Here is a 25,960-nt window from a genome sequence, read left to right as displayed (position 1 = left end):
TGGGTAGCCTCCTACCCGATTACGTTTTGAGTCTATGGTGTTCGACTTCGCCATTGCCGATAGAACAGCATGACAAGGAAGAACAGCACGAGCTGGCCGAAAAGAGGATATAGCACGCGCAAAAGCGAACTAAACCCTACGAAACTGATGATATAACTAACTAGAAGAATCCCGAACAGAATGGTAGGAGTGCGAAGCCGGGTCACTCGTCTCAGTTGCTCTGAAAGTCCAAATACGTTGGCGACCAGCGTGGAGAAAATTTCCGCGTACACCAGGAAAGAAAAGAGTAGCGGAATCGTATGTCCCAAGCCATGTAAAAGTGTGATCATGGGCATTTCCGCATGTGAAATGCCGGGCATTTTGACGGAAAGGGAGGCAAAGGCAAGCAAAAGAAGCAGCCCGATTCCGAGTCCACCTATGATACCCCCTGCGATCAAGGGCTTTTCACTTTGGCTATGACGGCCAATTGGAACAAGGACAGCTTGTGTAAGCGACACATTTAAGGCAACATAATACAATGGAGAACTGATCCACGCCCAAGGACGCAGTGATTCTACCTGGATGATCTGGTTCTCCCAAGGTTGTACATATAAAAAAACAAGTACCGTAAATGCGATCAAGGATGGAACAAAAATACTGTTCACATGGTGTATGGCAAAAAGTCCTTTTCTGGTGACGATAAAGATGACGATCATACTAAACCAGATGCCAATTTGGGGGGACAAGTGAAAGGACTCCCAAAAAATCGAGCCTGTAGCCGCCAGCATGACAGACGTCATCCCCAAAAGAACGGTGAGTAAAAGCGTATTGAAGACAATGCCGAATGGATGTCCGAAAAGATAGGTGCTTACGGCTTGATACGAATCTGCTTGAATACGATAGGATATCAGCATGACACGAACACCAGCCCATACAAATAAGCAAGTAGCAAGAAGGATACCGATCAAACCTTGCAGGCCGTATTGAACAAAGAATTCGATGATTTCTTTTCCGGAGGCAAATCCAGCTCCTACAACGGTACCGATATAGGTAAAAGCGATCTGCCATGCCGTTTTCCAAGATCCTTGCATCTCAGACCTCCTGTCCCACTTTATTCATCATATGAAAGGAAGTGATCCGAATATGCGCGTTACTGTATTAGGATTCCAGTCCCCGTACCCTGGCCCAAATGGAGCGACTCCAGGATACTTGATCGAAACAGACTCCAAACGCTTACTGCTTGATTGTGGCAGCGGGGTATTGTCTCAGTTGGGTAAATACGTTCCGATCCATCAGCTGGATGCGCTGCTCTTATCCCATTACCATCACGATCACATAGCCGATGTGGGCGTATTACAGTACGGACTCATGGTACATCAGTTGTTTCAGGAAAGGGAGAAGAACAGACCGCTTCCGATCTATGCACCCGCTCAGCCCATTGTCGATTCGCAGTCGCTGCTGTACAGACAGGCGACCTCCTTTCATCCTGTAGATGAGCAGACGCATTTGGCGATTGGGGACATTCAGATCCGTTTTTTGCGAACCGATCATGGAAATGGTGATCCGTGCTACGCGATGCGCCTGGAATCACAAGGGAAGGTCCTGGTATACGGAGCGGACAGTGGACCGGGAACGAATTGGGAAGGCTTTGCGAGTGACGTTGATTTGTTTATTTGCGAAGGTACTTATCTGGATCACAACAAGCCAAAGGAATCCAATGGCCATTTATCTGTACGGGATACGGCACAGTTGGCTGAAGCGCTGAAATGCCGGGCTTTGTTGATCACACATTTATACCATCTGTATGAACCCGAGGTCGTGCAGCAGCAAGCGGAGGCATATACGTCTGGAACTTGCTACGTAGCAAGTATCGGCTTGCAAATTACGCTGTAAGACTGAATCATTCCACCATGGCTGAAGGAGAAAAAATCATGTTTCCAAATGTGCTGGAGGTAGCACGTCAACTGATACGAGAACGGGTAACAGAAAGCGAGACTGTCATAGATGCGACAATGGGCAATGGGAATGATACGTTGTTTCTTGCCCAATTGGTCAAGGACAAGGGGAAAGTGATTGCCTATGATGTGCAGAGCCAGGCGATTGAGAAGACAAAGGCGCGGCTTGAGAAGGAAGGTGTTGCCCAGCACGTGGAATTGCGTCTAGCCAGTCACGAGGAAATGGCGAGCGAGCAGGAGCGTGTGAGTGCCATCATGTTCAATCTGGGGTATTTACCTGGAGGGGATAAGGATATCACCACACAGGCTACCAGTACGATACGTGCGATAGAGGCTGGACTTGCCCTGCTGCGCAAGGGTGGAATTATGACAATCATGGTGTATTGGGGGCATGCGGCGGGAGAGATGGAAAAGCATGAAGTGGAGTCCTTTTGCCAAACCTTGGATCAGCGCAGATTTCTCGTCTTGAAATACATATACATCAATCAGCAAAATCAGGCCCCATTTTTATTAGCGATTGAGCGCAGAGCGGAATAGAGTGCAACAGGTTTTCCCGGGCAAGCGCAAGTTCCGACAGGGAGGACGAAGGCTGGAGAAGTTTGTCAGTAAGCTTTGGGTTGGTATCCATTGAAAATAGGCACGCCCCTGTCAATAAAGACACATACCCTATGGAGATGAAACGTACGCAAGGGGGATCGATGTGGATAGAGTTGGCATTATGTTGGACTGGGGTATCATTCAGAAAGGGATACGAGGAGACAAGTCTTATGAACGTCTGCCCTACTATGTGGAGATCGGCAAAGAGCTAGGTCTGGAGCCGGTTTTTTTTCACCCGCGCCATGTGCTTGCCGGAGAAGGGAGAGTCCAAGGATATTTTTGGAATGGCAGCAGACTGATCCCCCGTCTGGTCCATGTCCCACGAGTGATTCATAACCGTGTGCTGACCGGAGATTTGAGATCTCGGGGCGTCATTTCACGACTGAGCAAAAAGAAAAAAGTATTCAATGGACTGGTGGTGCGAGATAAACGGAAGGTGCACCAAATGCTCTGGAAAAACCAGCTTATCCGCGCCTATCTCCCGAATACCACACCCTACTCAAGCCAAGCGCTTCAGCAGTTTTTGAATGCGTATAAAGTCATTTATGTAAAACCTGCGATCGGTTCGGTAGGAATTGGGGTCGCGCGAATCGAGAAATATGGGAACGAATACCACTTTATTTCTTCGAAAATGCGAAAAATACTAACACGCTCACGATTGCTGCAGGTCGTAAAAAAGTGGGTAGGCAACAAGCGTTTTCTGATTCAGCAAGGGATTCCATTAGCTCGCTTTGAAGGAAAGACGTACGACATTCGTGTATCCGTACAAAAAAATGGGGAGCGTGAATGGACGGTAAGTGGCATGGTGGCTAAGGTAGCTAATCAAAAGAACAAATTAAGCAACTTGTCCCGGGGAGGAAGAGCCTATCCCTTGAATACAGTCATGCAAAAAGCGTTTACGGTCGAGGAGCAAGTTCAAATTTTTGGACGAATCGAAGAGGCCGCGATCGAAATCGCGAAGACGTATGGTCATCAATTCCCGTCTCTGGCTGATTTGGGCATGGACATGGGGATTGATCAAAACGGACACCCTTTCTTGATCGAAGTGAACGTCAGGGATCAACGCTACTCCTTTTTCAAGGCAGGGGAGAGGGGAATGTTCAAACAGACGTATCGCCATCCTCTGGAATATGCTCGAACCTTGATACGGGAAATGGATCACAAACAAAAAGGGAAGGCTTAGGTAGCGTTCCAGAAAAAAAGACGGTGGCATAGGCCTCCGTCTTTCTCATGTTGATTGGTTAAGGTTGTGTGCTTGGCTGGTTTTCCGCAAGCGGGTAAGGCAAGTTTCGAAAATGCCGATAGACAAGCGCAAGGATCGATTTTCGGGTCAATATCCCTTGGAAAATTTGCTCTTCGTTCTCGATACATACAAATGGGTGATTAATGGAGACTTCTAAGGCCTTCATGAATTCATCTGTATCTTTCAAACGGGGTATTTTGGTGTCCATGACATCATCCACAATATGTTCAGACATTTTTTCATACTCAAATCGTTCCAGGCCGAGGGATTTGTTCATGATGTGATTCGTACTGATCTGACCGTGCAGTCGATACTGATGATCCAAAACCGGAATAGCGGAATAGCCGCATTTGATCAAGACGAGCAGAGCATGTTCAAGTGAATTGCCTAGCTGTACGTGTGCGACTTTTGTGGAAGCAATGATGAGATCTTTGATGGGTGTATGTAGCAAGGAAGGTTCTTGATTCATTTGGATCCACCACCTTTTCTTTCGTCTAGGGCAGGTAGTTTACACTGCAAATTACGTTTCTCCTCTATGATACATGAAGCCCGCGCGAAGCGGTAGGTCTACAAGAAAAAAGCCCGGCGACCGTGCGCCAGGCAAGTAATCGAGGTGTGGAACAATAGTCCCTACATGTAGTATGCAAGAACGACAATTCTTTTACATTAGGAGTTTGGAGGAAAGAATCGCTTCCCCTACTCAGGCAAATGCCAATCGCCTGCAGCTAATTGCTTCGCCGTGTACGAAAACAGGCGTAGCCGTTCTGCGAGATGGTGCCTCGAATCCTGCAGCAAGGTATCTGGCACATGGAAAGGAACGGGCTCCACAGGCCAACGCTGCTCAATGGCAGTAAGCAGCTGCTTTTTCACATCATCTACGGTAACTGCACGACCTGTCAAACCTGCAATGCTCCCTACTGTGCTGCCATCGATAAGAGGGATGGGCTTATGGCTCTCCATGTCATCTAGACCGGCTTCCCGGTAAAATGCTTCCATCCATTCACCGCGAGGCATTTCTTCGACATTGATGCATAATTGCAGAATCGAACCAAATCGGGTGCGACGCTGTGCCATGCCTCCAATTTTCTTGCCTTGAATAGAAAAATCATACTCGCCAGCACAATAAGAGCCTGCAACCTCTCCGAATTCCAGAGTGCCGTATTCTCCCAGGCCCACTTCAAGGAGCGAGGAGACAAAAGAAAAGAACGAATCAATAGAGATCGAGGTATCTGGCAATAAACAAGCCAGATTAAGGACTCCGGCATCCAGTGGGACGCACGCACCGCCTGAGGAGCGAAGCACACTGTCGAAGCCCTGCTGACCAAAATGTCGTAAAGCTTGTTCTAGACGAGGCAGCTTGGCATCGCGCCTGCCCAAATACAGAGCGCGGTCGTACACCCACAGATGAATAATTGGTGCCGCACCAGGGGTTTGCAGACTGGCAGTCAGAGCTTCATCTTTGATCAACGGCTCTAACGGACTATCCTGATAAACGCCGGAGTCCATCCAGCGAAATGGTTGAAGTATGGTAATAGACATAGACGAAAAGCTCCTTCACGGACATGACTAGCTACCATTATACAATGGACGTATGTTCAATTCTACGCTTGTTCTATTTGGTAATAAGGAGAACAAAGAAAGACCCGACACCGTAGAAAGGTGCCGGGTCATTTCATTCCTTCTATTACTCGACTGCTTTGAAGTTAAAGTTATCCAGGTACGTCATGTTGCGTGGAGCACCTTTCGTCGCTTCTGCTTGCAAGTACAAGCCGAGCTTTGTACCTTCTTGTTTCACTTGTTGTTGAGAGAACAGGAACTGATCGTTCATGTAGATGGAGACAGTTGTTTTGTTGACAACGACCTTCAAGCGGTTTGTAGATTTCAGCTTGTAGTTGCCGGAAGCGATGACATCTACCTCATCATCTTCTACATCGTTTACTTTACCCAAGACAACACGATCTTTTTGCACGTAGACGACATGTGCCTTGTCATCTTTGCCGTTGAAGAACAGTCCACCCAATCCGTTCGTTCCAGAAGGATTGACATCTACAGTCAATTCATATTTCTCAGGCTTCGTGGACTCTTTCCAGATGAGCGGCAGGAAGAAATGTTCGATGTCGTCGTCTGTAGTAATCGCTGTTACTTGCTTGTTGATGACTCCCCAGACACCTGTTGCCTTGTCGGATTGCCAGTTCTTCAGCTCAGTATTGGAGAAGTTATCCGATACGCTCGCTGGAAGCTCAGGCTTTTCGGGCTTCGGTGGTTCTGGTACCGGGTTCGGGAAGACTACTTTGGTTTCTTCATTGTCTTTCTTTTCGATCAGCGCACGGTGCAGCAGGGAAGCTGCCTCCGCACGTGTAATGGCGTCAAGTGGACGGAAACGATTGTCAGAGCCCTGCATCAAATTGGTTTGGATGGCAATGGCAATGTAAGAGCGCAGATTCGTTGAAATCTTGTCATCGTCGCGGAACTTTTTCAATACGTTCAAATCCGCTTTTTCTTTTTTGTCATAGCCCAGGAGACGAACCATGGCTACTGCAATGTCTTCGCGAACAGCTGGCTGGTCAGGCTTATACGTATAGCGGTTTCCGGATTTGTAGCCGGTCAGGTAAGGCTTCGCGTATTCCACGTAGTAGAACGACCAGTGAGACCTAGGGACGTCCTGGAATGTCTGCGTGATGTTGCGTTTGTCGATGTCTACATCTGCTGCTGCAATCATAATTTTGGCAAATTCGGCGCGAGTGACTAGGTTGTTGGGTCGAAACTTTTTGTCATTGTATCCCACAATGATCCCTTTTTCCGCCATCTCCGTGATTGCTTTGTATGCCCAGTGGTTACGTGGGACATCGGAGAAGGAAGGAGTCGCAGCACTCACGAAGGGAACAATCGTGAAGACCATCATAACAGCCAATAAAAAGCTTATCGCTCGTTTCATGGTGACCTCCTCAAAAAATTTTCTAATATTTTCGCCTGGCAGTTATTCAGACGCCGCGGGACAAGTTTATGTTGCAAGGAACGGGACCTATTTTGGAGAAATTAAGAAAAAAGTTGGAAGTGACAAGGGAAAAAAGGAGGAGAAGAGACCCTAAAGAATTTCGGTACGAAGGAATGGAAATTGGAGACATAACTATTACCAAACGTACAGACGAGCTGGAACTTTTGGTCATATCCTATGATAAACGTGCTAAAAAAAAGGCTAACAAGGGAGGTGGGATCAGGAGACGATGAATCTGATTAATAACGGCGGATTTGAAACAGGCTCCCTATGGCCCTGGCAGGGGATGAACGCTTCTATCCATTCCATGCATCTACAGACCGGCTATTTTTGTGCTGAACTTGCAGGTGGCATGATAAAGGCTTCCATCCAGCAAATAGTACCCGTGGAGCCTCATGTATCCTATCTGTTTTCAATGTCAATCGCAAAGTCTCAAATCTCAGGGGCTCCTTTAATGTCTATGTTTTTTCTCTTTTTGGACCATTTTTATCAAACGGCTTCCGTTGGATTTGCCAACAGTATGCGCATTCGAAATCAGCCACAAAGTGAAACAGGAGCATGGAAAACGATTGTGGGAAGCACCACCGAATCGCCGCCGAATGCAGCGTATGCATTGCTTTGTATTCTAAAAGCGCCGCAACAAGCAAGCTCAGCGGTGCTTGTGGATGACATTGGCTTGTATTTGACTGGCGGAGGAGGGAGTTCGGGCGTGGATTATACGGAGATTCGCGATCTGCTTACCTCTTACCAGGCATCCAACACGACGATTGTCATCATGACATCAGGCCAGCAAACAGGAGCAGCAGCTAAGGTCACGAGCGTCGGAGCCACTCTGGTGACATTGACGACATTGGCTGGTTCGACTATGTCTATTCCTTACGAACACATAACGAATATTGAAACGGTCTAACACGGCGGAAGGGGGGAAGATAATTGGCTACTACAACCTTGTCAGGAGACTTGATTCAAAATCTTCAGTTGGGAACCACATTGAATGTAGGAGTTGGCGGATATGTAATCACTGGTACCCTGGATAGAGTGGGAAATGATTACTTGTACATGGCTCCCTTCCGCGTACCATTTGCCAATATTCTCTATATTGAAGAATTGCCCTAGAATTCAGCAGGAAGAGGGGATTTACTGTGGCGCATATTTCACCTGTTCAGCACCTCCCTTTTCCGGGTACCCCATTATTTTTAAAGCTTACCGCGGGAATAGGGTCCATGATTAGTCTGCAGACCGTACAAGGAGAAATTGAAGGGACCTTGACTGGTGTGGAGAGCGGATTCGTAACTGTTAGGATTGATGAAAACACGGAGCTGCATGTGGTGTTTAGTACCGTTATCAGTTTTTCATTTTACTAATCGCATACAAAAAATGGCGAGAGCGCTTGGAAAGTGCTCTTTTTTCTATAAGACAGCGCTCGTCGCTATTCGATACTCAGAAATATTCGCTTGTGGTCAAACAAGACGGTCCTGACCGTTTTGTACATATTTTGCCTTAAACACATTCGCTTTTGCTTCACCTGGAATGGTATAATTCTGTATTGGCTACTAGTCAGATAACTATTCCAGTTGAGGTGATACATCATGAAAGAAACGAAAGAGGCGACTGTGGACTTAAAATCCGGCAAGTCTCCCAAGACGGCGGCTGATTTCGCCAAGTACTTTCAAGCTCCTTCACTGAAAGACGCGAAGCAGCGCGGTAAAGAGGAAATCAAGGTCCACTACGATTTTACGATTGATGACGATATGAAGCAGATCGGCAAAGGGAAGCGCTACCATGTGCGGACCTATGGCTGCCAGATGAATGAACATGACTCAGAAACGATCTCCGGCATTTTGGAGCAAATGGGGTATACCTCCTCCGAAGAGATCGAGCAAGCGGATGTCATTTTGTTCAATACCTGTGCGATTCGGGAAAATGCCGAAGACAAGGTGTTTGGTGAATTGGGCCACATGAAGCGGCTCAAGCACAACAACCCCAATCTGATTCTGGGTGTCTGCGGATGTATGTCCCAAGAGGAAAAAGTCGTCAACAAAATTTTAAAAAGCTATCAGCAGGTTGACCTGATTTTTGGTACGCATAATATTCACCGGCTTCCAGAGCTTTTGCGCGATGCGATGTTCAGCAAGGAAATGGTCATCGAGGTGTGGTCCAAGGAAGGCGACATCGTCGAGAACATGCCAAAGCTGCGTGAAGGAAACACCAAGGCCTGGGTCAATATCATGTACGGCTGCGACAAATTCTGTACGTACTGTATCGTTCCCTATACACGTGGAAAGGAACGGAGCCGCAGGCCTGAGGACGTCATCGCAGAAGTGCGTGACCTGGCTCGTCAGGGCTTTAAAGAGATCATGCTGCTCGGTCAAAATGTGAACGCCTACGGAAAAGATTTCGATGACATGACGTATGGCTTTGGCGATTTGCTCGATGAAATTCGAAAAATCGATATTCCACGCATTCGTTTCACCACCAGCCATCCACGTGATTTCGATGACCACTTGATCGAGGTCCTGAGTCATGGCGGAAATCTGGTCGAACAGATCCATCTTCCCGTACAATCCGGGTCAAGCGAAATCTTGAAGCGGATGGCGCGCAAATATACACGTGAACACTATTTGGAATTGGTGCGTAAAATTAAAGCGGCTATCCCGGACGTATCCCTGTCCTCGGACATTATCGTAGGCTTCCCAGGGGAAACCGATGAGCAGTTTGAAGAAACCATCTCACTGGTGGAAGAGGTCCGTTATGATTTCGCCTATACGTTCATCTATTCTCCGCGTGAAGGTACGCCTGCTGCTGTTATGGAAGACAATGTACCGATGGAGGTCAAGAAAGCGCGTCTGCATCGCCTGAACGAGGTTTTGGGCAACATCGGTCTGGAGCAGAATAAAAAGCTGGAAGGCAAAGTGCTCGAAGTGCTGGTCGAGGGTGTATCGAGAACCAATGATGAAGTATTGGCTGGACGTACTCGTACCAACAAGCTGGTTCATTTTAAAGGAGATTCTTCCCTGATTGGTCAGTATGTACATGTAAATATTACAGATGCGAAAACGTGGACACTCCACGGAGAACTCGCAACTACAGTCGAGGTGTAAGCAAATGGAACAAACAAATCTCTACACACAAAAAGAAATTTTAGATAAAGCACGTGAGCTTGCTCAAATGATTTCCCGAACGAACGAAGTGGATTTTTTTAAACGTGCGGAGCTTCAGATCAAGCATCATGACCGCGTACAAGAGCTGATCGATCAGTTGAAGCAAAAGCAGAAGCAAATGGTCATGTTTGAATCCATCAACAAACCAGATCTTGTGGCAAAGCTGGAGGGGGAGTTCAACCAGCTTCAGGAAGAACTGGACGCCATTCCACTCGTCACCGAATTCAAGCAATCTCAGGTTGACGTAAACGATCTGCTGCAAATGGTGACCAATGTCATCACCAATACCGTTTCGGAGCGTATCATTCTGGATACCGGCGGAAACCCGTTGACTGGGGAAACCGGCGGAGGACCTGAAAAGAAGCATGGAGACAGCTGCTGCTCATAGAGAACAATAAAGTACCGCGACAGCTTTACATGAAGCTTTCGATCAACTTCTCACCAAAATGAAGGTGGGTGTTTGCACCCTAGTCGAATGCCCTGCATACAAATGTACAGAAACGTTGTATGGAGGAGGTAACGAAATGTCGGGTTCAGACAAAGATCTACAGTGCCGAGAACTCATCGCGAAAGCTGTTTGCGGTAAAGGCCATAAATTTTCTTCGACCACCCACACCATCATACCGTCGCAAACTCCTTCGACGATCCTGGGATGCTGGATTATCAACACCAATTTCCAGGCTGAGAAAGTCGGAGACGCGGTTGAAGTATCTGGAACGTATGACGTCAACCTGTGGTTCTCGTTTGCAAATAACACGCAGACTGAAGTCAAGCGGGAAACTGTCAAGTTCTCCGTACTCGTTCCGCTAACGTTCTTTGACAGGAACTGCCGAGGCGATCTGGAAATCGTCGCTCGAGCAGTCGAACAGCCGAAGTGCGTAAAAGCCGAGTTGAGTGGCGGAGGCACAATCACAGTCAGAGTCGAAAGTGAATTTGCTGTAGAAGTGATTGGCGAAACAAAAGTCTGCGTAGTAGTCTGCAATAGTTGCGACGATAAAGATTTCCATCTGTTGGGTGATTTTGAAGAGAACAGCGACGAATTTGATGACTTCGATTCGTCTACATTGCTCGACGAACTGGACTAAAGAGGAGAAGCCTATCTCCTCTTTTTTTCTTTTTTCAAACACTCATTCACCAACGTTCTCATTGGGCAAAAGAGGAAGAAGTTTTTTCCTGCCACACATTTTTGGGCGCTATCATAAGCTATAGCAGAAATGTTAAGGAGTGTGGTGGACATGATCTTGCGCGCACAGGGAAATACCGCTCACACATTCAAGGGGAAAACCGGACAAAAGATGACGTCAAATGCGAAGGAAGCAGTGGAATTTTTAAAACGACCTGAAGCGGGCAGATGGCTTCTGCGGCTCAGTCGACTTCCGGTGACTGCGAAGAAAAGACCGCAACCCGGCTGGCGGACTTACCTGGTGAGCTTGTATCAAGATCAAATCCTGCACATGTCACGGATGGCAGAGCAGGAGCAGTGGCTGCTGCAATCGTGGGACTTACCTTCCTATGAGTCTGTAAGCTTGCCGAGCCAAGATCCGGAAGTAAATCTGGTGAAAACACTAGCCGCAAGAAGCTTGTATGCATCGGGTATTGACGCTGGTCAAGTGCTGATCTATGCCGTTTCTGCACATCGAGCCAAGGTGGTACAAGTGATTCCAGACTGGCCGGTTGAGCTAGCTGATCAGTATATGCAGCTTGCAAGCGAATGGTGGGAAAAAAGACAGAGCATGCACCCGCAAAGACTATTGAAGCTGGGTGCTGATCCGGAATTCGCGTTGCGAAAAGAAGACGGAAGCATGGCGCTTGCCTCTGACTACCTGAGGATTGCAGGTATTGTCGGCTGTGATACGACGCGTTATCGGGAAGAATTGGCGATGCATCAGCATCCTGTAGCCGAGCTGCGACCGGAGCCCGTAGAGGATCCTGAAGATTTGTTTGCGCATATCTGGGATGCTTTGAAGCTGGCAAACCAGAAGATGAATAACCCGCAGCTCGAGTGGCTGGCTGGAGGCATGCCGTTTCCAGGTTACCCCATTGGTGGACATATTCATTTCAGTGGAATCACGCCTACGTTTTCATTGCGTCGAAAGCTGGATGCCTACCTTGCGCTGCCTCTTGTCTTGATTGAGGATCAGAGCTGCCAGCAGCGCAGGGAACGCTACGGATTTTTAGGCGATGTTCGCGAAAAAACATACGGGTTTGAATATCGGACGATGCCGAGCTGGCTGGTGCATCCAACTGTGACACGAGGTGTCCTGCATCTTTCGCGACTGATCGCCAACAACCATTCTCTTCTTCAAGCTGCACCTCATCTTCAGCCAGCTTTGATAAAAGCCTACTACCGTGGCGAAAAATTGGTACTGAAACCTTATGTGGAAACCATTTGGAGAGAATTGCGCCAAATGCCCGGGTATCAACTTTCCCAGTTTCATTTGGATCGGTATTTTACGATCCTGCTCTCCGGCCAAACGTGGCCCGCTCAAGATAATTTGCGCAAGGCATGGAATCTGCTAGGATGAGTGCGAGTGCCGTTCAACATTCGATGCAAAACATGCTATAATAGCATACGAGATTTACAGGTAGGAGAAGAAAACAATGGCTCAATATACCCCGATGATTCAACAGTATCTGGCGATCAAGAAAGATTATCCGGATACTTTCTTATTTTTCCGTTTGGGAGATTTTTACGAACTCTTTTTTGAAGATGCCATGCTTGCGTCGCGGGAGCTGGAGATTACCTTGACTGGTCGGGAAGGCGGCACAGATGAGCGTATTCCGATGTGCGGGGTTCCTCACCATGCGGCGGACGGCTACATCGCGGAATTGCTGAAAAAAGGCTACAAGGTAGCAGTCTGTGAGCAAGTCGAGGACCCGAAGGAAGCAAAGGGTGTCGTCCGTCGTGAAGTGACGCGCGTAATTACGCCAGGAACGATGATGGAAGGCAAATGGCTGACGGATAAGGAAAACAATTACATGGCCGCGATCGCAGAGGTGGATGGCCGCAGCGGGATAGCTGCCTGTGACATGAGTACGGGTGAAATGTACGTCACCTCCTTGACCGGTACAGGGCAGCTGGTGCTGGATGAAGCGCTGCAGTACAGACCAAAAGAGCTGGTCTTTTACGGCTTTGATACCCTTCCCAAAACCTCCATCCCAAGTGCAGCGATCGCGAGCGGCCAGCTGCATGAATTCGCAGTCGACGAGCAATACCAGAGTCAGGCGAAAGACCTGGATATGGCTATGCGGACGGCTGTAAATGTTCTTTTGTACTACATAGGAACGACACAAAAACGAAGTCTTGCCCACATGAGACAGATCAAGCGCTATGATGCGAGACAATATCTGCAGATGGATGGCTTTTCTCGCCGAAATCTCGAGTTGATCGAGACGATACGCGATAAGACCAAAAAGGGCTCGCTCCTATGGTTATTGGATCGCTCGGAAACTGCAATGGGCGGCAGGCTGCTTCGCAGATGGATCGAGCGTCCACTACGCAATCGGCAAGAGCTGACTTCGCGTCTGGAGGCTGTTGAGGCACTCAAAGGGGATATGCTGCTGCGCTCTGATGTGCGTACTTGTCTGGATCGGGTGTATGACCTGGAACGTTTGGCAGGCCGCATCGCGTATGGTAATGCCAATGCTCGCGATCTGGTGCAATTGCGCCTGTCGCTCGAAGCCGTCCCTGAATTAAAACAGCTGTTGCTTCAAACAGACTCATCCGTTTTGCTGCAGATGGCAAATGAAATGGATGCTTGCACAGATCTGGTTGATTTTCTGCGTGAAGCGCTGGTGGACGATCCTCCTCTCTCGATTCGCGAAGGAGGAATCATCCGTACCGGCTACGATGCTTACCTGGACAAGCTGCATACAGCGAGTCGGGAAGGCAAGACCTGGATTGCCCAGCTGGAGCAGCGGGAACGGGAAGCAACCGGAATACGTTCCCTAAAGGTTGGTTTCAATAAGGTATTTGGCTATTACATCGAGGTCTCGAAGGCAAATATCCCAAACGTTCCTGCGGGACGCTTTGAGAGAAAGCAGACCCTTACCAATGCGGAGCGCTACATCACTCCAGAATTGAAAGAGCAGGAAGCCTTGATTCTGGAAGCGGAAGACAAAATGATCGAACTGGAGTACCAGTTGTTTACTGCGGTACGAAACGAGATGGCGAAACAGATCCCGCGTATTCAGGAGCTTGCAGAACGGATCTCGACCGTCGATGTTCTTCAGGCATTTGCGACCGTCAGTGACGAACGCGGTTATGTACGACCGCAGTTTTCGGAAAGTGGCGAGTACGTGATCCAGGATGGTCGTCATCCCGTTGTAGAGGCGGTTCTAGAGCAGGAAAAGTACGTGGCCAATGACGTTACCATGGACCAGGACAAGCGGCAGATTCTCTTGATTACCGGCCCGAACATGGCAGGGAAAAGTACGTATATGCGGCAGATTGCGCTGATTACGGTCATGGCACAGATTGGTTGTTTTGTACCGGCGAAGCAAGCATCACTGACGCTGGTCGATCAGATCTTTACCCGCATTGGAGCTGCCGATGATCTGGTTGGCGGACACAGTACCTTCATGGTGGAAATGCTCGAGACGAAGCATGCGCTGCAAAAGGCGACCTCCCAAAGCCTGATTTTGCTCGACGAAATAGGCAGAGGAACGTCTACGTATGACGGGATGGCTTTGGCTCAGGCTGTTATTGAATACATCGGGGAAAAAATCGGAGCAAAAACGCTTTTCTCCACACATTATCACGAATTGACAGGCTTGGCTGATACCATGCATGGGGTAGTAAATGTAAATGCCCGTTGTGAAGAACGGGATGGGAAGCTATTGTTTCTGCACAGAATCGAAGAGGGAAGAGCGGATAAGAGCTATGGTATTCACGTGGCTGAGCTTGCGCAAATGCCTCATTGGGTCATTGAAAGGGCAAGAAGCATATTAACGGGGTTGGAAGCGGGCTCATCTGCTACAAGCACGGATATGCAGATGTCCTTCGAGGCGTTGTGGACAGCCCCAGTCGCTGCTGTGAGCGAAGAACCGTCACCACCAGCCCATCCTGAAGAATTGGCTATCATAGAGGAGCTTCGGGATTTGGATCTGAATCAGACGACCCCAATGGATGCCATGATGAAGCTGTTCGAGTGGAAAAAGCGATTGAAACAGGGATGAAGCAAGCAGGAGGTGAGAAACCGCCGTGGGAAAAATCAAGCTGCTAGACGAGCATCTTGCGAATATGATTGCTGCGGGAGAAGTAGTTGAACGACCTGCTTCTGTAGTGAAAGAGCTGGTGGAAAATGCCATTGATGCAGGTGCAACGAAGGTTGAAGTCCATGTTGAAGAAGGAGGCTTGGAGCTGATTCGGATCGTGGATGACGGGCAAGGCATGGACAGGGAAGACTGCCGACTCGCTTTTGAGCGTCACGCCACAAGTAAAATCGGTTCCACCCGTGATCTGTTCCGTATCCGCACCCTTGGCTTTCGCGGAGAGACACTGCCAAGTATTGCAGCGGTTTCTCGAGTCGAGCTGACCAGCAGTCCATCCAGCAGCCAAGTAGGCACACGCCTCGGGATCGAAGGCGGTCAAATCGTAGAAGAGCGGGATGTTGCTACTGTAAATGGAACCGAAGTATGTGTCCGCAGCTTGTTTTACAATACACCAGCCCGCCTGAAGTACATGAAATCGATCGCAACGGAGATTAGTCATATATCTGATTATGTGAACAGACTGGCGCTGACTCATCCTGATATCTCCTTCATCTTGACGCATAATCAAAAAAACTTGCTGCAAACCTCAGGTGACGGAAAGCTTCTGCATGTCATGGCTGCTATCTACGGGGTAAAAATGGCCAAGCTCCTATTGCCCATCTCCGGAGAAACGCTCGATTTTCGCTGGAGCGGCTTGATATCCAAGACCGAAGTGACTCGTGCCAATCGTTCTTACCTTTCAACTCTCGTAAATGGGCGATACATTCGTAGCTACGCCTTGAACAATGCCATCATGCGCGGATATCATACCCTGTTGCCGATTGGAAGATATCCGATCGTCGCTATTCAGATTGAGATGGACCCGACATTGGTGGATGTCAATGTTCATCCAGCCAAGCTGGAAGCGAGATTCAGCAAAGAAGATGAGCTATGCCAGGCGATCGAGCAATCCGTCAAGGAAACCCTGCGCCAAGGCTTGGGAATCGTTCGTCCGATGACGACACAACCCAAGGCTAAGGTCGTTTTACAGGTGGAGCAGCCGCAGTTTGATTTGCAGATTCCTGTTCGTTCTGTCAGCCATTCACAAGAGCATGTTGCTGAATCTCCCGTGGTAAGTGTGAAGGAAGCCATTGAACCAGCTGTAAAGGAAGCAAAGATCCGCTATGCGGAACCTCCAGCCATCGATCAACGTATAAACGATAGACCCACAAGTAATGTGGAGTCCGATCTGGATGTCTTCAATGTTCAAATGGAGTCAGAGCCGGTCCGTGAAGAACGGGAACCTGTCGAGAGCGATCTGGCAGAGCGAGTTACCTTGCAAGAGCAAGATAATGTCGAACAACCGGTAAACGAATCTCCTACGAGTGAGGAGTCCGCCGTTCCTGTTCTCTATCCGGTCGGGCAGGTACACGGTACCTACATCGTTGCCCAGAATGACACGGGGATGTATTTGATTGACCAGCATGCTGCTCAGGAACGAATTTTTTATGAGTATTTCATGGAAAAGCTCCGGCAAGACAGCATTGCGAGCCAACTGATGCTTTTTCCTCATACGGTGGAGTGTACAGCAGCTGAGGCTGCACGTCTGGAGAAGCGGCTTCCGCTGCTTCAGTCCTTTGGATTGGAGATTGAGTCTTTTGGGAATCGCTCATTTATCATTCGGGCGCACCCACACTGGTTCCCTGAAGGCGCAGAGCTGGAAGTGATTGAGGAATTGATGCAATTCGTCCTGGAAGCAGGTGAAAGTGTACAAGCAGACGTCCGCCAAATGCGGGAGAAAGCAGCGATCATGATGTCTTGCAAAGCTTCTATCAAGGCAAACCGCTTCCTGACCAACGCTGAAATGGAGAGTTTGCTGAATCAGCTGCGTTTGACCTCAAGTCCTTTTACCTGTCCACATGGAAGGCCCATTATTATTCATTTCTCTGCTTACGATTTGGAGAAAATGTTTAAGAGAGTGATGTAACGATTCAGTGGACAATCATGTATACTAGAATTTGAAGTGTCCGTCCCAGACGTACATGGAGGAGTGGAAAGCATCGATGATCATCACCACCGGACTTGAGCCCGGTAGGGAAACGCTGGATCATGCCTCGGAATTGGCCGAGCGCTTTGGTTTGCGTGTGGTAGAGCGGGGAGAAATGTCCTTGCAGGCGATGCGTAGAAGACATCAGGAAGAAGAAGTTCTGGTGGTGTCTGCGCTGGGAGCAAGACTGGAAGTGCCGGGAAAAAAACCGTTCTTTTTTCATCCGAATACAGCCGCATTTCGTATAAAGCGACTGATGCGCGGTGATACTGATACTATGCTTGTCGCTTGCCAAATTCAACCAGGGTATCGTATATTGGATGCCACTATGGGTTTGGGAGCTGACGCGATCGTTTTTTCCCATGCTGCTGGTGTCAATGGACGAGTCGTCGGCATAGAGTCAGAGCGTCTCATTGCGATCCTGGTCGAAGATGGTTTGCGTCATTGGACATCAGATGCGACTGAGCTGTGTGAAGCCATGCGGCGAGTCGAAGTACGTTGTGCCAACCATCTGGATGTTCTGAGGGAACTGCCGGATCACGCTTTCGATGTCGTCTATTTTGATCCGATGTTTGAAGTGACCGTACAAAGCTCTACAGGCATTGCAGGAATACGTGAGCTTGCCAACCCGAACTCGTTGCACGAGGATGCGGTACGAGAAGCGATGCGTGTCGCCAGCAAACGCGTCGTGATCAAAGAGGGAAAAACGAGCAGATTGCATGAGCGGTTCGGCTTTACTCCCGTACGCGTACGTGGTCAGCACGTCGTGTTCAGCTACAAAGAGATAGATGGAGGGGAGTGACCTTGGAGCAGAGAGAAAAGCTTGTCGTCATTATAGGCCCTACAGCCGTAGGCAAGACAGAGCTTAGTCTGGAGTTGGCCGAACAGTTTGATGGAGAGATTATTTCTGGAGACTCCATGCAGGTGTACCGAGGGATGGATATTGGAACGGCCAAAGCATCAGCAGCCGAGCTTGCCCGTGTTCCTCATCATCTGATCGATGTCATCAATCCGGATGACGAATACTCTGTGGCTCAATTTCAGGAAAGTGCCACGCGGCTCATTACAGAGATCAACCAGCGCAATCGCATTCCATTTATCGTCGGTGGAACAGGCCTCTACATAGAGTCGGTAACGCATCGTTTTCAATTCTCTCAAACATCGCATGATCCTGAGCTGCGAGATCGTTTGCAGCGCCTGGCAGATACGGAAGGGGTAGAAGCTCTACACGCACGATTGGCTGCTATCGATCCCATTACTGCGGAACGTCTTCATGCCAATGATGTAAAGCGTGTTATTCGAGCTTTGGAGATTTATGAGAGCAGCGGCTACAAAATGTCTGACTTTCAGCTGCGTGCCAAGCAGTCGCCCTATGATCTGCTCATGATTGGTTTGACGATGGACCGCGAGAAGCTGTATCAACGAATCAATCAGCGTGTCGATCTAATGGTCGAGGCGGGATTGATTGAAGAAGTCCGTGGCTTGCTGAATCAAGGGTATGATCCTTCGCTCGTTGCCATGCAAGGACTGGGCTACAAGGAGCTCGTTCCTTACTTGTACGGCGAGATCACGCTTGATAAAGCGATTAATGATATTAAGCAACGAACACGCCATTTTGCCAAACGTCAGCTTTCTTGGTTTAGACGGATGACGGAGATAGAATGGTTTGACATGACGGATCCTGCAAACAAGCCTCACGTCGAGCAAACTATCAAGCAGATATTGGCAGGAAAGTTTCAACAATTGCCGAATATATAACATACAAGTCCTTTTAGGGGGTAGTGTACATGAAACAGACGATCAATATTCAAGATACGTTTTTGAATCATTTGCGGAAAGAAAACATCGCGGTCACCATTTACCTGGTGAACGGATTTCAATTGCGCGGGTATATTAAGGCATTCGACAATTTCACGATTGTGATTGATAGCGAAGGCAAGCAACAGCTCGTTTACAAGCATGCGATTTCTACGTTCACCCCTCAACGCCCCGTTTCCCTGATGTCTCAGGAAAACAACCAGCAGTAAAGCAGTACGACCCCAAGCCCGGATGAAAATCCGGGTTCTTTTTTTGGTAAAGCTAGCGGCGCGAACACCACGAAGTTCTTTTAAAAAAAAGAAGACAAGGGATCGTTCCGTTAGAAACGTCCTTGTCTTTCTCTCGTCTATAAGGGTCTTCGCGTGCGAATCAATAACAAATACGTAAGCACAGCGCAAATCGTGGAAACGGCAATGACGACACCCATTGGGACAGCAGTCGTACTTCCGCCAATACCGACTAACGGAGCAACAATTCCACCACTGATAAACGAAATCAGGCCTTGGAGAGCAGATGCACTTCCCGCTGCTTGACTCTGTTTTTGCATGGCAAGAGAGAAGCCGGTCGCTCCGACAATTCCGACACTGGAAACAACGAAAAACAAGGGAACAAGCACGGAAAGCAAACTGCCATTTAGCAGGATCATGGTGAGAAGAACAAGCCCCGCAACAGTCGCAAGAGAAATGCCAAATACAAACAGTGTATTCTCGCTGATTTTTCCAGCGAGTCTGCCAGTTACTTGGCTGGCGATTATGATGCCTATGCCATTAACCGCAAAGACGACGCTAAACATCGCAGGTGAAACGCCGAAAATATCTTGCAAAACGAATGGAGATCCGGCAATATAAGCAAACATGGCTGCTGTAATCAATCCTTGAGCCATGGCGTAGCCCATGAAAGTGCGATCCTTGATCAACCTGCCAAACGTGCTGAGCGTATGGGTAATCCCAGCTTTGGAACGACGCTCAAGAGGCAAAGTCTCAGGTAGACCGAACATCACCACGAAAAACATCATGACTCCGATCAAGCATAGAACAACGAAGACACCCTCCCAGGTGGTAAAATGAAGCAGCTGACTTCCGAAAATAGGTGCTGCGATTGGGGCTACACCATTTACCAGCATTAAAAGGGCAAAAAACTTGGTCATCTCAGAACCTTCGTACATATCCCTTACCATTGCTCGGGCAATGACGATTCCGGCTGCACCGGCCAGTCCTTGAACGAACCGAAGCAATACAAACGTCCAGATGGAAGGCGCCACAGCACATAACATAGACGATACGGCGTAAATCAGAAGTCCGATCAACAGTGGAATTCTTCTTCCCCGAACGTCACTGATCGGTCCTGCAAAAAGCTGTCCCACAGAAAGGCCTACCAGGCAAGCGGTCAGGCTAAGCTGAACCATCGAGGTGCTGGTCTGCATATCTTCGGACAGCAGGGGCAAAGCAGGCAAATACATATCGAGCGAAAGCGGGCCAAAAGCAACCAGTGAACCCAGGACGGAGGCCATCCATAGTCGTCTTTTTCGGTTCAATGGCTGTGGGTCATATTCAAGTTCCTTTGTTGTCAGATTCATGAAGAATGTCATACCTTTCATTCTCGATTTCAGTGGAGAGGGATTCCCGCTTGTAATCCTCCATTTCGATTTGGATTTTCAGAAGCATGCTTTTAAACAGTTCTTTTTCCTCATCACTAAAATTCTCAAAACACTTCTTTTCTAAATCCCGCATGACTTCCTTGACAGCAAGTGCTGCTCGATGTCCTTTCTCGGTCAGAAAAACGCGTGAAATCCGTTGGTCTTGGGAATCAGTCTGCCGTGTCACCATTCCGGATTTTTCCATGCGGGTAAGCATCGTGGTAAGGCTGGCAGGTTTGATCAGGATATGCTCCGCTAAATCTTTCTGTATAAGTCCATCCGTCTTGGCCAATCTCAGTAAAATCGGTGGCTGTCCTGGAAAAACATCGTATTGCTGAATGAGCGTATCAACGTTACGACGATGCTGCTTTAAAACGCGCCGCATCAAAACCATCAAAGCTTGGGAATGATCATAATCTTCCACGGATTTACCTCCAGATAGTTAGCATGCTAATTAAACGCAACTATAATGGAAGCGTGCAAGCGTGTCAATACTCAGACTGCATGACAAAACGTCAGGTTTTAGATGCTTCAGTAGAAGATACCTTGTATATTGGATAAAATGGATAAATGCCTTTTCAACTTGCATATAGGAGAACAAAACGATGATAAAGAATGAAAAAATTATAGCTTTTGAAGTGCTGTTGACCGGTGTACATGGGGAAGATCTAGGTATCGTGGAGACCAAAGAGGCTCTTCGTTTAGCAAAGGAACTGGGTGTAGATTTGGTATGCCTGTCTCTTTCAACAAGTCCGCCTCCTTGCCAGTTGGTAAGCCATACTGTACTGAAGGAACAATCCATCAAAGACAAGGCGATGACCAAGAAGCTGGAAAAAGGGGCAAAAGTAAAGGAGATCCGCCTGAGTGCATATATCGAGGAGCATGACTACGATACAAAGAAACGTCAGGCGGAGCGGATTTTGTCTGCCGGGGATGCCGTGCAATTTATTGTAAAGCTGGAGAAAAGGGAGAGCCAGGAAGCCAAGCAATTGATTGAAGTGCTGGTGCGCGATTTGAAGCATTGCGGAAAACAGGACAAAGGAATTCAGGTGAGCGGCAAACAAGTGATTGCAGTGATGAAGCCACTAGACTAGAAGGTCTTTTGATCGATCTGGAAAATGGCATTTGGACAACGCTTTTTTAGTTCCACCAGAAACAAGTCGATTTCTTTGGGTGAGATTTTGACACTGCCGAAAAAAGCTGTCCGATAGTGGATTTCGATTCCTCTCTTTGATGTCAGGAGTTTATACCCCGTGTACATATCCAGGCTGGAAGCGACCCTGGTGATGTCGGAATACCGGATGTGGCTGCGGAAAGGTCCTCCTTGTACGTAAAGATGGTCATCATACAGTGCGTACTTGATACCAAAGAAAGTCCAAAGCATAAAACCAACAGAAGCCAGATAAATCGACAGAATGATGGTCCATTCCCCTGTGGAAAAGATTCTGCCACTTGAAAGGTCGAGGCCGAGCGGTACCAGAAAAACCGCAGAAATGACCACAATGATGACCGACAATACGATGACGAAGAACGAATCGATTTTAGGTTGGAAGTGCATGGTAACATTTCGCTCCTTTGCTACCTAAATATTCCTATCCATTTTACCACAAGCAGCAATGGTGTCGGGAAGTGCTGTCTTGCTTGTTTGCTTTAAACAGCAAGGTACATCAAAAAATAGGGCAGGTTTACCTTGTTCATGAGTATACTAATGTATGACCATGAGGCAGGTGATCACAGGTGAAACCGACCGGCTATCAACCTTCAGCGGAAACTCAGGATGAGAAGGTACCGCATCGTATTCAGGTGGTATTTCACCGACCGGAGCGGGTCAAGCAACCAGAAACGTTGGCTGATCGGGTTCGGACTACGGCGCCAGGAAACGTGGCTGCCGCCTTCGAGGATTTGGAACGCCTGATCGGCTTGCAGGAAGCCAAAAAGCTGATGTACGAGATCCATGCTCTGTTGAGAATGAATAAAGAACGGGAAAAGCACCACTTAAAATTGGAAAAACAGGTATTCCATATGGTCTTCAAAGGGAATCCGGGGACTGGAAAAACGACTGTTGCACGAATTTTTGGCCGGATGTTCCGTGAAATGGGAATCTTGAGTAAAGGCCATTTGATCGAGGTAGAGCGAGCAGATTTAGTCGGAGAATTTATTGGGCATACGGCCCAGAAAACACGAGAGTTGGTAAAGAAAGCATTGGGCGGCATTCTTTTTATAGATGAGGCTTATTCACTGGCGCGAGGTGGCGAAAAGGACTTCGGTAAAGAGGCAATTGATTGCTTGACGAAAGCCCTCGAAGATCATGGTAATGACTTTATTTGTATTCTTGCTGGGTATACAGATGAAATGGAAGCCTTTCTCGAACTAAATCCCGGAATGCCTTCCCGTTTTCCGATTCACTTGAAGTTCGCGGATTACAGTGTAGAGGATTTGCTCAAGATTGCGGACAGTTTGCTGGAAGCAAAGGAATATCGGTTGTCATCTGGAGCCAAAGATAAGCTTAGACACCATTTAACGCGGATGCGTGTGGATATTTTCGAAACGAACTTCAGTAATGCCCGATATGTACGCAATGCCCTGGAGCAAGCGATACGAAAGCAGGCGGTGAGATTACTTGCCGTTCAGGAATTAACTCGCGAGGACATTATGACTTTACTGCCAGAGGATTTTGTCTGGTCGTCCACGTCCACGTAGAGGTTCGGGAAAAATGTGGTATGATAGGATGAAGAAAGGGCGGGATTCCGTGAACGATATCATCAAAACAAAAGAGACGGCGATAGTGGTTGGCTGTCTATTAGATAATCGGGACACAGAACGGATGCGGCTATCCATGGAGGAGCTCCATGAATTGGCGGATACTGCTGGCGTTGAGGTACTGGATGTCATTACCCAAAACCGGGAGCGGGTAGATTCCGCCTGGTACCTGGGTACCGGGAAAATTGAAGAAATCGCGCAACGGGCAGAAGAGCTGGATGTGGATGTCATCATTTTCAACGACGAACTGTCACCCAGCCAGACACGCAATCTGGATCGGGTATTTGACTGCAAGGTGATCGACAGAACGCAGCTGATCTTGGACATTTTTGCAGGACGGGCGCAATCGCGGGAAGGGAAGATTCAGGTAGAGCTGGCACAGTACAACTACCTGCTTCCCCGCCTCGCCGGGCAAGGGAAGCAGCTATCTCGTCTAGGCGGCGGGATCGGTACGCGTGGTCCCGGGGAAACCAAGCTGGAAAGCGACAGACGCCATATTCGCAAGCGGATCAGCGAATTGAAGCAGCAGCTCGAAGATACGGTACGCACGCGGCAGCTGCACCGTGAGCGTCGGAAGAAAAACAACGTTTTCCAAGTGGCACTGGTAGGCTATACAAACGCAGGGAAGTCAACCTTGCTCAATCAGCTGACCGCTGCAGAAACCCTCCAGGAAGACAAGCTGTTTGCTACTTTGGATCCGACAACTCGCCAGCTTACTCTGCCGAGCGGGATGGAAGTCCTTCTGACGGATACAGTAGGCTTTATTCAAGATCTGCCCACGACATTGGTTGCGGCATTTCGTTCCACATTGGAAGGGGTAAAGGAAGCCGATCTGATCCTGCACGTCGTAGACATCAGCCACCCGGATCTGGGTATTCACATGGAGGTTGTGAACCGGATCTTGAAGGATTTGAAGGCTGAGCAAATTCCGGAGCTAGTCGTCTTTAATAAAGCAGACTTACTGACAGAAGGGACTTATTTGCCGCCAGCGGAAGCTTCGATCCTCGTATCCGCCTTACGTGAAGAGGACCAGAAAAAGCTGCTGGATCGCATCGAGGACTTTGTCATGTCATCCTTCGACCGATTTACACTCAAGGTGCCGATAAGTCGTGGAGATATTTTATCTATGCTGCATCGCGAAGGTGTGGAGATGGACCAGGAGTATCAGGAAGAAGAGGAGTCCTACCGGATCACGGTCCGGGTCAATCGGGATCATCCCATCTACGGACGCATTGCTCCGTTCCTCCTGGATCCACCAGAGACTGTAGAAGAGAGTTGGTAAGATTATCATGTTTCAATATTTTTCTCACGGGGAGCAGCTTCGTCCCCTCGTAGCAGAAGTGGAAACCATGGTCGCAGGTCGACACAAAGAAATCGCAGAAGTCGTGGACAGCAATCAATTGAAGGTCCTGCGATCCTTTCAAAAACATGGAGTCAATGAATTCCATTTCGCTCCATCGACCGGATACGGATATGATGATTCCGGACGCTCTACATTGGAGTCCATCTATGCGGATGTTTTTGGGGGAGAGGCGGCACTCGTCCGAAATCACATTATTTCTGGCACCCATGCCATCGCTATTTCGCTGTTTGGCATCCTGCGTCCGGGAGATGATTTGCTCTACATTACAGGCAAACCGTACGATACGCTGGAAGAAGTCGTCGGTGTGCGTGGTGAGGGGCAAGGGTCTTTGAAGGACTACGGAACTGGCTACAGCTACGTGCCGTTGACAGAGGACGGGCACATTGATTTTTCCGCTGTCGCAAAGGCGATTACTCCAAAAACCAAGGTCATTGGGATACAGCGTTCACGTGGATATGCAGATCGACCTTCCTTTACCATCGAAAAGATCGAGGAAATGATCCGCTACGTGAAAGAAATCAATCCAGAGCTGATTGTTTTCGTAGACAATTGCTACGGTGAATTTACCGAACTGCGCGAGCCCTTGCAGGTTGGTGCAGACATCATGGCGGGATCGCTGATCAAAAATCCGGGTGGCGGACTCGTGAAAACAGGCGGGTACATCGTCGGACGTCAGGACCTGGTTCAACTAGCCTCCTACCGCATGGCTGCACCGGGGATCGGAGCAGAAGGGGGCGCTTCACTGTACTCCTTGCTGGAGATGTATCAAGGATTTTTCCTTGCTCCTCACGTCGTGGGAGAGGCTTTGAAGGGAGCGGTCTTTTCCTCAGCTCTGTTGGAACGGCTCGGTTTTCAAACCAATCCGCTCTGGCACGAGCCTCGTACAGATTTGATCCAGTCGGTAGCATTCGGGACGGCAGAACGCTTGATTACGTTTTGCCAAGGGATTCAGAAAGCTGCACCCGTCGATGCGCATGTGACCCCATACCCAAGTGAAATGCCTGGCTACGCGGACCCCGTCATTATGGCTGCCGGTACATTCATACAGGGCGCAAGTATCGAATTCTCGGCAGATGGCCCCATCCGACCGCCATATCTCGGATTTGTTCAGGGAGGTTTGACTTACTCCCATGTGAAAGTAGGGATTCTAACCGCTCTGAATGGCATGCTGGAAAAAGGGTTGCTTGAGCTTCCGCATGCATAAGACGTAAAG

General features: G+C 48.5%; 26 protein-coding genes. 19 read left to right on the top strand and 7 right to left on the bottom strand.

The genetic code is table 11. The features are described 5' to 3' along the window. Positions 1-32: 32 nt before the first annotated feature. Complete coding sequence (locus EDM52_RS12955) at positions 33-1,070, bottom strand: YkvI family membrane protein (protein ID WP_122909396.1); 1,038 nt, start codon at positions 1,068-1,070, stop codon at positions 33-35. Positions 1,071-1,101: 31 nt separating this feature from the next. On the opposite strand from EDM52_RS12955, the gene EDM52_RS12950 reads away from it, so the two are divergent. The 3 genes from EDM52_RS12950 (at position 1,102) to EDM52_RS12940 (ending at position 3,714) form a co-directional block, all read left to right on the top strand. After that, complete coding sequence (locus tag EDM52_RS12950) at positions 1,102-1,872, top strand: MBL fold metallo-hydrolase (RefSeq protein WP_276330116.1); 771 nt, start codon at positions 1,102-1,104, stop codon at positions 1,870-1,872. A gap of 38 nt (positions 1,873-1,910) precedes the next feature. Beyond that, the gene (mnmM, locus tag EDM52_RS12945) at positions 1,911-2,471 is read left to right on the top strand and encodes a tRNA 5-(aminomethyl)-2-thiouridylate-methyltransferase MnmM (protein WP_245996877.1); all 561 of its coding nucleotides are present in this window, start codon (positions 1,911-1,913) and stop codon (positions 2,469-2,471) included. Between the two features lie 163 nt (positions 2,472-2,634). Next, a complete protein-coding gene (locus tag EDM52_RS12940; RefSeq protein WP_122909393.1) occupies positions 2,635-3,714 on the top strand; it encodes a YheC/YheD family endospore coat-associated protein in 1,080 nt (359 codons plus the stop codon). Between the two features lie 58 nt (positions 3,715-3,772). On the opposite strand, the gene cbpB is transcribed toward EDM52_RS12940, so the two are convergent. The 3 genes from cbpB to EDM52_RS12925 form a co-directional block, all read right to left on the bottom strand. Beyond that, positions 3,773-4,243 (bottom strand): cyclic-di-AMP-binding protein CbpB, encoded by a 471-nt coding sequence (gene cbpB, locus EDM52_RS12935; RefSeq protein WP_122909392.1) that lies wholly within the window; start codon positions 4,241-4,243, stop codon positions 3,773-3,775. Between the two features lie 227 nt (positions 4,244-4,470). Then, the gene (locus tag EDM52_RS12930; protein ID WP_122909391.1) at positions 4,471-5,313 is read right to left on the bottom strand and encodes a lipoate--protein ligase family protein; all 843 of its coding nucleotides are present in this window, start codon (positions 5,311-5,313) and stop codon (positions 4,471-4,473) included. Between the two features lie 145 nt (positions 5,314-5,458). Further along, complete coding sequence (locus tag EDM52_RS12925; RefSeq protein WP_122909390.1) at positions 5,459-6,709, bottom strand: S-layer homology domain-containing protein; 1,251 nt, start codon at positions 6,707-6,709, stop codon at positions 5,459-5,461. Positions 6,710-6,998: 289 nt separating this feature from the next. Here EDM52_RS12925 and EDM52_RS12920 point away from each other — a divergent pair, with 289 nt between their 5' ends. The 12 genes from EDM52_RS12920 to hfq all read left to right on the top strand — a co-directional run bounded on the left by EDM52_RS12920 (position 6,999) and on the right by hfq (position 19,197). Next, positions 6,999-7,679: an NTTRR-F1 domain gene (locus tag EDM52_RS12920; RefSeq protein ID WP_122909389.1), complete on the top strand. Its 681-nt coding sequence runs from the start codon at positions 6,999-7,001 to the stop codon at positions 7,677-7,679. A gap of 23 nt (positions 7,680-7,702) precedes the next feature. Then, on the top strand, positions 7,703-7,885 hold the full coding sequence (locus tag EDM52_RS12915) for a hypothetical protein (protein ID WP_122909388.1): 183 nt from the start codon (positions 7,703-7,705) through the stop codon (positions 7,883-7,885). A 107-nt stretch (positions 7,886-7,992) separates the two neighbouring features. After that, entirely contained in the window at positions 7,993-8,133 is a 141-nt protein-coding gene (locus tag EDM52_RS25680; RefSeq protein ID WP_148038752.1) for a DUF2642 domain-containing protein, read from the top strand. A 225-nt stretch (positions 8,134-8,358) separates the two neighbouring features. After that, entirely contained in the window at positions 8,359-9,870 is a 1,512-nt protein-coding gene (gene miaB, locus EDM52_RS12905) for a tRNA (N6-isopentenyl adenosine(37)-C2)-methylthiotransferase MiaB (protein WP_122909386.1), read from the top strand. Positions 9,871-9,874: 4 nt separating this feature from the next. Further along, the gene (locus EDM52_RS12900) at positions 9,875-10,318 is read left to right on the top strand and encodes a YlbF/YmcA family competence regulator (protein WP_122909385.1); all 444 of its coding nucleotides are present in this window, start codon (positions 9,875-9,877) and stop codon (positions 10,316-10,318) included. A gap of 136 nt (positions 10,319-10,454) precedes the next feature. After that, entirely contained in the window at positions 10,455-11,015 is a 561-nt protein-coding gene (gene cotE / locus EDM52_RS12895) for an outer spore coat protein CotE (RefSeq protein WP_122909384.1), read from the top strand. Between the two features lie 150 nt (positions 11,016-11,165). Next, positions 11,166-12,455, top strand: coding sequence for a putative amidoligase domain-containing protein (locus EDM52_RS12890; protein ID WP_122909383.1), 1,290 nt, complete (start codon positions 11,166-11,168; stop codon positions 12,453-12,455). Positions 12,456-12,531: 76 nt separating this feature from the next. Next, positions 12,532-15,108: a DNA mismatch repair protein MutS gene (gene mutS, locus EDM52_RS12885; RefSeq protein WP_122909382.1), complete on the top strand. Its 2,577-nt coding sequence runs from the start codon at positions 12,532-12,534 to the stop codon at positions 15,106-15,108. Positions 15,109-15,133: 25 nt separating this feature from the next. Continuing rightward, positions 15,134-17,110, top strand: coding sequence for a DNA mismatch repair endonuclease MutL (gene mutL / locus EDM52_RS12880; protein WP_122909381.1), 1,977 nt, complete (start codon positions 15,134-15,136; stop codon positions 17,108-17,110). Positions 17,111-17,165: 55 nt separating this feature from the next. After that, positions 17,166-17,972: a class I SAM-dependent methyltransferase gene (locus EDM52_RS12875; protein ID WP_245996873.1), complete on the top strand. Its 807-nt coding sequence runs from the start codon at positions 17,166-17,168 to the stop codon at positions 17,970-17,972. After that, complete coding sequence (gene miaA, locus EDM52_RS12870; RefSeq protein WP_122909379.1) at positions 17,969-18,928, top strand: tRNA (adenosine(37)-N6)-dimethylallyltransferase MiaA; 960 nt, start codon at positions 17,969-17,971, stop codon at positions 18,926-18,928. The genes EDM52_RS12875 and miaA overlap by 4 nt, the downstream gene beginning before the upstream one ends. Before the next feature lie 29 nt (positions 18,929-18,957). After that, positions 18,958-19,197: an RNA chaperone Hfq gene (gene hfq / locus EDM52_RS12865; RefSeq protein WP_007719110.1), complete on the top strand. Its 240-nt coding sequence runs from the start codon at positions 18,958-18,960 to the stop codon at positions 19,195-19,197. Positions 19,198-19,334: 137 nt separating this feature from the next. Here the strand turns inward: hfq and EDM52_RS12860 are convergent, their stop codons facing one another. Together EDM52_RS12860 and EDM52_RS12855 are read right to left on the bottom strand one after the other, a co-directional pair. Next, a complete protein-coding gene (locus EDM52_RS12860) occupies positions 19,335-20,564 on the bottom strand; it encodes a multidrug effflux MFS transporter (RefSeq protein ID WP_122909378.1) in 1,230 nt (409 codons plus the stop codon). Beyond that, the gene (locus tag EDM52_RS12855) at positions 20,539-21,048 is read right to left on the bottom strand and encodes a MarR family winged helix-turn-helix transcriptional regulator (protein WP_245996865.1); all 510 of its coding nucleotides are present in this window, start codon (positions 21,046-21,048) and stop codon (positions 20,539-20,541) included. The genes EDM52_RS12860 and EDM52_RS12855 overlap by 26 nt, the downstream gene beginning before the upstream one ends. A gap of 181 nt (positions 21,049-21,229) precedes the next feature. On the opposite strand from EDM52_RS12855, the gene infC reads away from it, so the two are divergent. Further along, complete coding sequence (infC, locus tag EDM52_RS12850; protein WP_122909377.1) at positions 21,230-21,718, top strand: translation initiation factor IF-3; 489 nt, start codon at positions 21,230-21,232, stop codon at positions 21,716-21,718. Here the strand turns inward: infC and EDM52_RS12845 are convergent. Then, on the bottom strand, positions 21,715-22,182 hold the full coding sequence (locus EDM52_RS12845) for a PH domain-containing protein (protein ID WP_122909376.1): 468 nt from the start codon (positions 22,180-22,182) through the stop codon (positions 21,715-21,717). The genes infC and EDM52_RS12845 overlap by 4 nt on opposite strands. Before the next feature lie 179 nt (positions 22,183-22,361). Here EDM52_RS12845 and EDM52_RS12840 point away from each other — a divergent pair, with 179 nt between their 5' ends. From EDM52_RS12840 to EDM52_RS12830, 3 genes are read left to right on the top strand one after another with little or no spacing between them, the layout of a single operon-like run. Then, positions 22,362-23,324, top strand: coding sequence for an AAA family ATPase (locus EDM52_RS12840; RefSeq protein WP_122909375.1), 963 nt, complete (start codon positions 22,362-22,364; stop codon positions 23,322-23,324). Positions 23,325-23,373: 49 nt separating this feature from the next. After that, the gene (hflX, locus tag EDM52_RS12835; RefSeq protein ID WP_122909407.1) at positions 23,374-24,666 is read left to right on the top strand and encodes a GTPase HflX; all 1,293 of its coding nucleotides are present in this window, start codon (positions 23,374-23,376) and stop codon (positions 24,664-24,666) included. A gap of 7 nt (positions 24,667-24,673) precedes the next feature. Continuing rightward, the gene (locus EDM52_RS12830; protein WP_122909374.1) at positions 24,674-25,951 is read left to right on the top strand and encodes a methionine gamma-lyase family protein; all 1,278 of its coding nucleotides are present in this window, start codon (positions 24,674-24,676) and stop codon (positions 25,949-25,951) included. Positions 25,952-25,960: the final 9 nt, after the last annotated feature.

Origin of the sequence: Brevibacillus invocatus, from assembly GCF_003710915.1 — a bacterium.
GTDB classification, from domain to species: domain Bacteria; phylum Bacillota; class Bacilli; order Brevibacillales; family Brevibacillaceae; genus Brevibacillus; species Brevibacillus invocatus.
This window is presented reverse-complemented; position numbering and strand designations above follow the sequence as displayed.

Bases quoted from the DNA above. Each gene is read 5' to 3' on its own strand.
- EDM52_RS12875 (WP_245996873.1), top strand. From the start codon at position 17,166: ATGGAGGAGTGGAAAGCATCGATGATCATCACCACCGGACTTGAGCCC.
- EDM52_RS12955 (WP_122909396.1), bottom strand. From the start codon at position 1,070: ATGCAAGGATCTTGGAAAACGGCATGGCAGATCGCTTTTACCTATATC.
- EDM52_RS12890 (WP_122909383.1), top strand. From the start codon at position 11,166: ATGATCTTGCGCGCACAGGGAAATACCGCTCACACATTCAAGGGGAAA.
- cbpB (WP_122909392.1), bottom strand. From the start codon at position 4,243: ATGAATCAAGAACCTTCCTTGCTACATACACCCATCAAAGATCTCATC.
- EDM52_RS12830 (WP_122909374.1), top strand. From the start codon at position 24,674: ATGTTTCAATATTTTTCTCACGGGGAGCAGCTTCGTCCCCTCGTAGCA.
- cotE (WP_122909384.1), top strand. From the start codon at position 10,455: ATGTCGGGTTCAGACAAAGATCTACAGTGCCGAGAACTCATCGCGAAA.
- EDM52_RS12920 (WP_122909389.1), top strand. From the start codon at position 6,999: ATGAATCTGATTAATAACGGCGGATTTGAAACAGGCTCCCTATGGCCC.
- EDM52_RS12900 (WP_122909385.1), top strand. From the start codon at position 9,875: ATGGAACAAACAAATCTCTACACACAAAAAGAAATTTTAGATAAAGCA.
- hfq (WP_007719110.1), top strand. From the start codon at position 18,958: ATGAAACAGACGATCAATATTCAAGATACGTTTTTGAATCATTTGCGG.
- EDM52_RS25680 (WP_148038752.1), top strand. From the start codon at position 7,993: ATGATTAGTCTGCAGACCGTACAAGGAGAAATTGAAGGGACCTTGACT.
- EDM52_RS12845 (WP_122909376.1), bottom strand. From the start codon at position 22,182: ATGCACTTCCAACCTAAAATCGATTCGTTCTTCGTCATCGTATTGTCG.
- infC (WP_122909377.1), top strand. From the start codon at position 21,230: ATGATAAAGAATGAAAAAATTATAGCTTTTGAAGTGCTGTTGACCGGT.
- EDM52_RS12950 (WP_276330116.1), top strand. From the start codon at position 1,102: ATGAAAGGAAGTGATCCGAATATGCGCGTTACTGTATTAGGATTCCAG.
- EDM52_RS12860 (WP_122909378.1), bottom strand. From the start codon at position 20,564: ATGAATCTGACAACAAAGGAACTTGAATATGACCCACAGCCATTGAAC.
- mutS (WP_122909382.1), top strand. From the start codon at position 12,532: ATGGCTCAATATACCCCGATGATTCAACAGTATCTGGCGATCAAGAAA.
- mnmM (WP_245996877.1), top strand. From the start codon at position 1,911: ATGTTTCCAAATGTGCTGGAGGTAGCACGTCAACTGATACGAGAACGG.
- miaB (WP_122909386.1), top strand. From the start codon at position 8,359: ATGAAAGAAACGAAAGAGGCGACTGTGGACTTAAAATCCGGCAAGTCT.
- EDM52_RS12930 (WP_122909391.1), bottom strand. From the start codon at position 5,313: ATGTCTATTACCATACTTCAACCATTTCGCTGGATGGACTCCGGCGTT.
- EDM52_RS12925 (WP_122909390.1), bottom strand. From the start codon at position 6,709: ATGAAACGAGCGATAAGCTTTTTATTGGCTGTTATGATGGTCTTCACG.